The following is an 8,492-nucleotide window of genomic DNA, read 5'->3' on the forward strand; positions in this document are numbered from 1 at the left end:
TGAGTCTTACGACTTAATCACCATTTTTCAGTTCAATGTTGATACCTAAAGAACGGATCTCTTTGGTCAATACGTTGAACGATTCAGGCATACCCGGATCCATATAATGGTTACCATCTACAATATTCTTATAGATGCGTGTACGACCTTCAACGTCATCCGACTTAACAGTTAACATCTCTTGGAGAGTATATGCTGCGCCGTAAGCTTCGAGTGCCCAGACCTCCATCTCACCGAAACGCTGACCACCGAATTGTGCTTTACCACCAAGCGGTTGCTGTGTAACAAGAGAGTAAGAACCAGTTGAACGCGCATGCATTTTGTCATCAACCAAGTGGTTCAATTTGAGCATGTACATGTAACCCACAGTTACAGGGCGATCAAACTGTTCACCAGTACGGCCATCAAACAATACTGTTTGACCAGTACGAGAGATACCAGCTAACTCAAGTAAGTCTTTAATTTGACCTTCTTCAGCACCATCAAATACAGGAGTAGCCAAAGGCACACCAGCACGTAAGTTGCCTGAAAGAGCTAAGACTTCAGCATCAGTTAAGCTGTCAAGATCTTCTTGCTCACCACCGACTTTGTTATAAATCTTGTCTAAGAATTCACGCAGTTCTAAAACTGTACGCTGTTCTTTCAACATTTTTTCGATTTTATCACCAAGCCCTTTAGCCGCCATACCCAAGTGAGTCTCAAGAATCTGACCCACGTTCATACGAGATGGTACGCCCAACGGGTTCAATACGATATCTACTGGTACACCGTTAGCATCATGTGGCATGTCTTCAACAGGTAGGATGTTAGATACAACACCTTTGTTACCGTGACGACCAGCCATCTTATCACCAGGCTGAATACGACGTTTAACAGCTAAGTAAACTTTAACAACTTTCAATACGCCAGTTGTTAATTCATCACCTGTTGCAAGCTTACGTTTCTTCTCAGCGAATTTCTCGTCAATTTCTGCGCTCTTTTCTTTTAAGAACACTTGAATTTGAGTTAAACGCTCAGCGATTGCTTCGTCTGCTGGCTGAATTTCAAGCAAATCAACAAGCTCTAAACCAGATAACACGTCTTCAACGAGTTTGTCACCACGTTTAGTTGAACCACCGCCATTAGACTCTTGGCCTTTAAGCAAACGAATTACACGCTCACGAGCTGCTTCTTCAAAGATCTTGTATTCTTCTTTCAAGTCTTTACGGTAAGCATCAAGCTGTGCTTTTTCGATAGCTAGTGCACGGTCATCTTTCTCTAAGCCATCACGAGTGAAGACTTGAACGTCGATAACTGTACCTTTAGTACCAGATGGAACACGTAAAGATGAATCTTTAACATCAGCTGCTTTCTCACCAAAGATTGCGCGAAGCAATTTTTCTTCAGGAGTTAACTGAGTTTCACCTTTAGGCGTTACTTTACCAACAAGGATGTCACCTGCTGTAACTTCAGCACCGATATAAACGATACCTGATTCATCAAGTTTAGAAAGTGCAGCTTCACCAACGTTAGGAATATCGGCAGTAATTTCTTCTGCACCTAACTTAGTATCACGCGCTACACAAGATAACTCTTGAATATGAATAGAAGTTAAACGGTCTTCTTGAAGTACACGCTCAGATAATAAGATCGAGTCTTCATAGTTGTAACCATTCCAAGTCATGAACGCAACGCGCATGTTTTGACCAAGCGCAAGCTCACCCATATCTGTAGACGGACCGTCTGCCAAGATATCACCGCGAGCAACTTTGTCGCCTAAATTCACGATAATATTTTGGTTAATACAAGTGTTCTGGTTAGAACGTGTATATTTAATGAGGTTGTAGATATCTACACCAGCCTCACCAGCAATCATTTCATCTTCGTTTACACGAATAACGATACGAGAAGCATCTACGTATTCAATTGCACCACCACGGTTTGCGATCACACACACACCTGAGTCACGTGCAACGTTCGCTTCCATACCTGTACCTACAAGCGGTTTATCCGCACGTAGAGTAGGAACTGCCTGACGTTGCATGTTTGAACCCATAAGCGCACGGTTCGCGTCATCGTGTTCAAGGAATGGAATAAGTGATGCAGCAACAGATACAACCTGCTGAGCAGAAACGTCCATATGCGTCACTTTTTCTGGTGGCATACGTACGAATTCACCTTGATGACGAACAGAAACAAACTCTTCTGTTAAGTTGCCATCTTTATCTACTGCAGAATCGGCCTGTGCAATAACAGTACCTACTTCTTCAATAGCAGAAAGGTATTCAACTGCATCAGTTACTCGACCATCTACCACTTTACGGTAAGGTGTTTCCAAGAAACCGAAGTCATTTGCTTTTGCATATACAGAAAGCGAGTTGATCAAACCAATGTTTGGACCTTCCGGCGTTTCAATTGGACATACACGACCATAGTGAGTTTGATGTACGTCACGTACCTCAAAGCCCGCACGTTCACGTGTTAAACCACCAGGCCCAAGCGCTGATACACGACGCTTATGGGTAATCTCAGATAATGGGTTGTTTTGGTCCATGAACTGAGATAACTGGCTTGAACCAAAGAATTCTTTGATTGCAGCTGCAACTGGTTTAGCGTTAATTAAATCTTGCGGAGACAAGTTATCTGTTTCTGCTTGGCTTAAACGCTCTTTAACAGCACGTTCAACACGAACCAAACCAACACGGAATTGGTTTTCAGTCATTTCACCAACAGAACGTACACGACGGTTACCCAAGTGATCGATATCGTCGACTTCACCTTTACCGTTACGGATTTCAACTAATGTACGTAATACATCAATGATATCTTCGTGCGATAAAATACCTTCTACTTCACGTGACTTCTGGTCAGTACCAACTTCGTATGGACGACCCAAACGACGGTTGAACTTCATACGACCTACTGGAGATAAGTCATAACGCTCAGAAGAGAAGAATAAGTTATTGAATAAGTTTTCAGCAGCTTCTTTTGTTGGCGGCTCGCCTGGACGCATTACTTTATAAATTTCAACTAATGCTTCTTCACGGCCAGCTGTTGTATCTGCACGTAATGTGTCAGCAACAAACGAACCACGGTCAATATCGTTCGTAAATAAGATATTGAACTGTTTAACACCACCTTCTGCTAGTTTCACCATAACTTCATGGCTTAACAAAGTATTAGCGGCAATTACTTCACCATCACGTAAAGTAATATTTTCAGCAGTAATACGCTCATATAAGTATTCATCTGGAACTGAAAGTTTTGTTAAACCAGCAGCTTCCATTTGACGTACGTGACGAGCATTAATACGCTTACCTTGCTCAACAATAACTTTACCGTCATTGTCAGCAATATCAAATTGCGCCATTTCCCCACGTAAACGTTCAGGTACTAGGTCAATCTGGTAACTGCCCATATCAAGATACACAGGTACTTTTTCATAGAACAAATTCAAGATTTGTTCGTTGTTATAACCCAGTGCACGTAATACAACAGTAGCAAGTAATTTACGACGACGGTCAATACGTACGTAAACTAAGTCTTTCGCATCAAATTCGAAGTCTAACCATGAACCACGGTAAGGAATAATACGTGCTGAATACAACACTTTACCACTTGAGTGGGTTTTACCTTTATCGTGATCAAAGAAAACGCCTGGTGAACGGTGTAATTGAGATACGATTACACGCTCAGTACCATTAATGACGAATGTACCGTTTTCAGTCATGAGTGGAATTTCACCCATATAGACTTCTTGTTCTCGTACGTCTTTAATTGATTTAGTTTCGCGATCTTTAATAATCAAACGAATTTTAACGCGCATTGGTGCCGCATAAGTCGAACCACGAAGAATACATTCGCGTACATCGAACTCAGGTTTACCAAGGCTATACTCAACAAATTCTAAAGCAGCATTGCCAGAATAACTTTCGATAGGAAAAACTGAACGAAATGCGGCTTGGAGACCGATATCTTCGCGGTTTTTTGGAGTTTTGCCATCTTGCAAGAATGTTCTGTACGAATCGACCTGAATCGATAGTAAGTACGGTGCATCCATTACTTGGGGCAATTTACCAAAATTCTTACGGATCCGTTTCTTTTCGGTATATGAGTATGCCATCTGGAGTCCTCGGAAAGTAAACTAAGCCCGCCTGCAGAACGGGCTCAGAAGGAATTACGCAGGCCGATATGGCCACCACTGTTTACAAATGCTGCAATTTTTAGTGGTATAAAAACGCTTAACAATATTTTTAAAAAAGAAAAATATTGGTAAACATTTGAAATTACTTGTTTTATTTCGACTTTCTCAAAAATCAAACAAAACTAACAAAAATCGAGCCGATTATTGTAACGCAAAAAGGCTGATGACCCAAGAGCCATCAGCCATTTTATGGAGCCGATTTAAAAACCGACTCCTTTTACAATTACTTAAGTGTAACTGTAGCACCAGCTTCTTCAAGTTTCTTCTTAAGTTCTTCGCCTTCTTCTTTAGAAACGCCTTCTTTAAGAACTTGAGGAGCACCTTCAACTAGGTCTTTAGCTTCTTTAAGACCAAGGCCAGTTGCTTCACGAACTGCTTTAATTACAGCTACTTTGTTAGCACCGAAAGAAGTCAACTCAACATTGAATTCAGATTGTTCTTCAGCAGCAGCAGCAGCGCCACCAGCTGGAGCAGCAACAGCAACAGCTGCAGCTGAAACGTTGAATTTCTCTTCGAAAGCAGAAATTAATTCAACAAGTTCAAGAACAGTTTTTTCAGCAACTGCGTTTAAGATTTCTTCGTTAGTTAAAGCCATGAGAATAACTCCAAATGGATATTGAATGGTGTGTAAAATTGATTAAGCAGCTTCTGACTCGTTTTTCTCTTTGAGCGCTGTAATAAGGCGACCCAATTTCGAAATAGGAGCTTGAAGGACAGAGGCAAGCATAGTAAGAGCTTTCTCTTGGTTCGGAAGGTTTGCAATTACGCTAACGTCAGCACCTTGATAAACTTTGCCGTCAAATGCAGCAGCTTTTAACTCAAATGCTTTGTTAGTTTTAGCAAAATCTTCAAACAAACGTGCAGCTGCACCCATGTCATCTTCAGAAGTTGAAAAACCTAGAATTGTTGGACCAACAAGGTTGTCGTTCAAGATATTGAATTGAGTATCTTGAAGTGCGCGTTTAGCCAAAGTGTTACGTACAATACGTGTAGAAACACCTAACTTACGAGCTTCAACACGAAGTGTTGTTAATTGCTCTACGCTTAAGCCTTGGTAGTCAGCAACAACGGCTGCAAACGCCTTAGAAGCAACTTCACTTACTTCCGCAACGATCTGTTTTTTGTCTTCAATAAGAAGAGCCATTGTAAAACCTCCTAAGGTGATTTATGTACCCAATGGGCACACTCCCAATTCGTAAGCCTCTCGACTTACACGCGGAGGAGGAACAAATCACACCACCGCGTCTACGCAGGCTGGTTTATTAAGAAAAGTGCTATTCGAAAACAACATCTTTTCGCCTGAGGTCTTTGACGCTGATAAATTCTCATTTATCAATTCAAAGTCCGCCTGATGAGTAAGGGATGAAGCTTTGCTCCACCCCACCTAATAAAAATATTTTTATTTAGGCTCTGTCCTCAATCAGGACTTTAAAATTCTTTACTAAGTCTAAACTTAGTTAGAAACGTTGTTTACATCAACAGTAAGACCAGGACCCATAGTTGAGCTCAAAGTGATCTTTTTGATGTATACACCTTTAGAAGTTGCAGGTTTTAACTTTTTCAAGTCAGCAACTAAAGTTTCAACGTTTTGACGGATAGCAGCAGCATCAAAGCCTAATTGACCGATCGCAGCATGGATAATACCCGCTTTGTCTACACGGTAACGAGCCTGACCAGATTTAGCGTTTTTAACAGCATTCGCTACATCAGGAGTTACAGTACCAACTTTAGGGTTTGGCATTAAACCACGTGGACCAAGAATTGTACCGAGCTTACCAACAACACGCATAGCGTCAGGAGCAGCGATTACAACATCAAAGTCAAGGTTTCCACCTTGGATGCTTTCAGCAAGGTCATCAAAACCTACAACATCAGCACCAGCTTCTTTAGCAGCTTCTGCTTGAGCGCCTTGAGCAAATACAGCTACACGTACAGTTTTACCAGTACCTGCAGGTAATGTAGTTGCGCCACGAACAACCTGATCAGATTTACGTGGATCTACACCAAGGTTTACAGCCACATCCAAAGATTCTTTGAATTTTGCAGCAGGTAGGCTGTTAAGAACTTGTACCGCTTCTTCCAAAGTGTAAACTTTGTTTGCTTCAACAGCAGCAGCAATGGCTTTTTGACGTTTAGTTAACTTTGCCATGTCTTATAGCTCCACTTCCAAGCCCATAGAACGTGCAGAACCAGCGATGGTACGAACACGTGCGTCTAAATCAGCACCAGTTAAATCTGGTTCTTTAGTAGTCGCAATTTCTTCTAACTGAGCACGAGTCAACTTACCAACTTTAGTTTTGTTTGGTACAGATGAACCCTTTTGAATACCAGCAGCTTTCTTAAGAAGAATAGAAGCTGGAGGAGTTTTCATGATGAATGTGAACGACTTGTCGTTGTACACAGTAATCACTACAGGAATTGGAAGACCTGGTTCAACTTTTTGTGTAGCAGCATTGAATTCTTTACAGAATGCCATGATGTTTACACCACGTTGACCTAACGCAGGACCAATTGGTGGAGATGGATTTGCTTTACCAGCTGGAACTTGCAGCTTGATATAGCCGTCAATCTTCTTAGCCATTTTAAAATACCTCTGGGTACAAACGCCGCTAGGCTCCCCAATCTTTACGCAACACTACTGTTACAACAACAATGCCCGATAAAATCGGGCGCTTTTCAACCAATTGAGATTAAATCGTTTTTTCGACTTGGCGAAACTCGAGTTCAACCTGAGTTGGTCGATTAAATACATTAATCGTCAACGTTAAACGTGACTTATCGTATTGAACTTCTTCCACCACACCTTTAAAGTCTGTGAATGGACCGTCAATAACAAGTAATTCTTCACCTGGCTCAAACATCGTTTTAGGACGTGGTGCTTCACCAGTATTACGTACACGCGCAAGAATCGCATCTGCTTCACGCTGAGTGATTGGTGCTGGTTTTTCAGGTGTACCACCGATAAAACCTAGAACCTTTGGACATTCTTTAACAATATGCCAAGTATCATCATTCATTTCCATTTCGACTAACACATAGCCAGGAAAGAATTTACGCTCAGATTTACGTTTCTTACCATCCTTCATTTCTACCACTTCTTCGGTAGGAACAAGGACATCACCAAAGCTATCAGCAACAGCGCTACGCTGGATTCGTTCTGTAAGTGAACGCAACACTTGTTTTTCATAGCCAGAGTAGGCATGAATAATGTACCAACGTTTCATAGCTCTTTTACCCGATAATCAACTTAATTAACCAACCCAAACCATAGTCAAAGCACCATAAAACCAGTGATGCAACAACTACAACCAATAGAACCTGCCACGAAGTAGTGACTGTTTCTTGTTTTGTTGGCCAAGTTACTCGACGCAATTCGACTCGTGCATCTTTTAGCAAACGAACGAAGCCTTTACCTTGATGGGTGGCGTATAATAAACCTAAAGCCACAACGATACAAGCAAAAATTGCCCCAACGCGCACCCAAACATTATTTGCAGGCGCCCAATACGCTGGTAAGTGCTGATTCACCATGGTAGCTAAAAGCAACAATGCTATTGCAATCACCCATAGAACAATGTCTAGAGGCGAACCAGAACGAACAACTTCAGCAGAATTATTTCTTTGAGGAATTGGCGCGTCGCTCAATGCGTCACGCGGTTTATCATTCGACATTTTTGTACTCGTCGTAGAACTCGCGACTTATTATATGAACAACTAAGCCAGCATCAAGCTTTTTATTTCAAAATATGGCAGGTCAGGAGGGACTCGAACCCCCAACATTCGGTTTTGGAGACCGACGCTCTACCAATTGAACTACTGACCTATAATGCAAGTTGAGAGCCAAAGCCCTCAACCTGAGACGTAACCCGTCACTATAATATGCTTATGCAGTTACTTTCGCAACAACACCAGCACCTACAGTACGACCACCTTCACGGATCGCAAAACGTAGACCTGGGTCCATTGCGATTGGGTGGATTAATTCTACTGACATTTCAACGTTGTCGCCTGGCATAACCATTTCAACGCCGTCTTGTAATTGGATTGCACCAGTTACGTCAGTTGTACGGAAGTAGAACTGTGGACGGTAACCATTTAAGAATGGAGTGTGACGACCACCTTCTTCTTTAGAAAGTACGTATACTTCTGCGTCGAATTTAGTGTGCGGCTTGATTGTACCTGGTTTAGCAAGTACTTGACCACGTTGTACGTCTTCACGCTTAGTACCACGAAGTAAGATACCACAGTTCTCACCTGCACGGCCTTCGTCAAGAAGTTTACGGAACATTTCTACGCCAGTTACAGTTGT

Annotated in this window: 8 protein-coding genes and 1 tRNA gene; all 9 read right to left on the reverse strand. The window is 41.9% G+C overall.

Annotation, left to right across the window (positions count from 1 at the left end; genetic code table 11):
- Window positions 1-13: 13 nt before the first annotated feature.
- Complete coding sequence (rpoB, locus tag AWW73_RS10915; RefSeq protein WP_061874431.1) at window positions 14-4,102, reverse strand: DNA-directed RNA polymerase subunit beta; 4,089 nt, start codon at window positions 4,100-4,102, stop codon at window positions 14-16.
- 304 nt (window positions 4,103-4,406) lie between these two features.
- Window positions 4,407-4,778, reverse strand: coding sequence for a 50S ribosomal protein L7/L12 (gene rplL / locus AWW73_RS10920; RefSeq protein WP_001229360.1), 372 nt, complete (start codon window positions 4,776-4,778; stop codon window positions 4,407-4,409).
- A 42-nt stretch (window positions 4,779-4,820) separates the two neighbouring features.
- Entirely contained in the window at window positions 4,821-5,327 is a 507-nt protein-coding gene (gene rplJ, locus AWW73_RS10925) for a 50S ribosomal protein L10 (protein WP_002115099.1), read from the reverse strand.
- 309 nt (window positions 5,328-5,636) lie between these two features.
- Window positions 5,637-6,332, reverse strand: a complete 696-nt coding sequence (gene rplA, locus AWW73_RS10930; protein WP_005065788.1) for a 50S ribosomal protein L1 — start codon at window positions 6,330-6,332, stop codon at window positions 5,637-5,639.
- A gap of 3 nt (window positions 6,333-6,335) precedes the next feature.
- A complete protein-coding gene (gene rplK / locus AWW73_RS10935) occupies window positions 6,336-6,764 on the reverse strand; it encodes a 50S ribosomal protein L11 (RefSeq protein WP_001074682.1) in 429 nt (142 codons plus the stop codon).
- 109 nt (window positions 6,765-6,873) lie between these two features.
- Window positions 6,874-7,407, reverse strand: a complete 534-nt coding sequence (gene nusG, locus AWW73_RS10940) for a transcription termination/antitermination protein NusG (RefSeq protein WP_016142418.1) — start codon at window positions 7,405-7,407, stop codon at window positions 6,874-6,876.
- A 7-nt stretch (window positions 7,408-7,414) separates the two neighbouring features.
- Window positions 7,415-7,855 carry a preprotein translocase subunit SecE gene (gene secE, locus AWW73_RS10945; protein ID WP_031947182.1) on the reverse strand — a complete coding sequence of 147 codons (441 nt, stop codon included), beginning with the start codon at window positions 7,853-7,855 and terminating at the stop codon, window positions 7,415-7,417.
- A gap of 75 nt (window positions 7,856-7,930) precedes the next feature.
- Window positions 7,931-8,006 (reverse strand) — tRNA-Trp (locus AWW73_RS10950).
- Window positions 8,007-8,066: 60 nt separating this feature from the next.
- A partial coding sequence (locus tag AWW73_RS10955) for an EF-Tu C-terminal domain-related protein (RefSeq protein WP_240491652.1) occupies window positions 8,067-8,492 on the reverse strand: 426 nt, incomplete at its 5' end.

This window comes from Acinetobacter lactucae (assembly GCF_001605885.1).
Classification (GTDB): domain Bacteria; phylum Pseudomonadota; class Gammaproteobacteria; order Pseudomonadales; family Moraxellaceae; genus Acinetobacter; species Acinetobacter lactucae.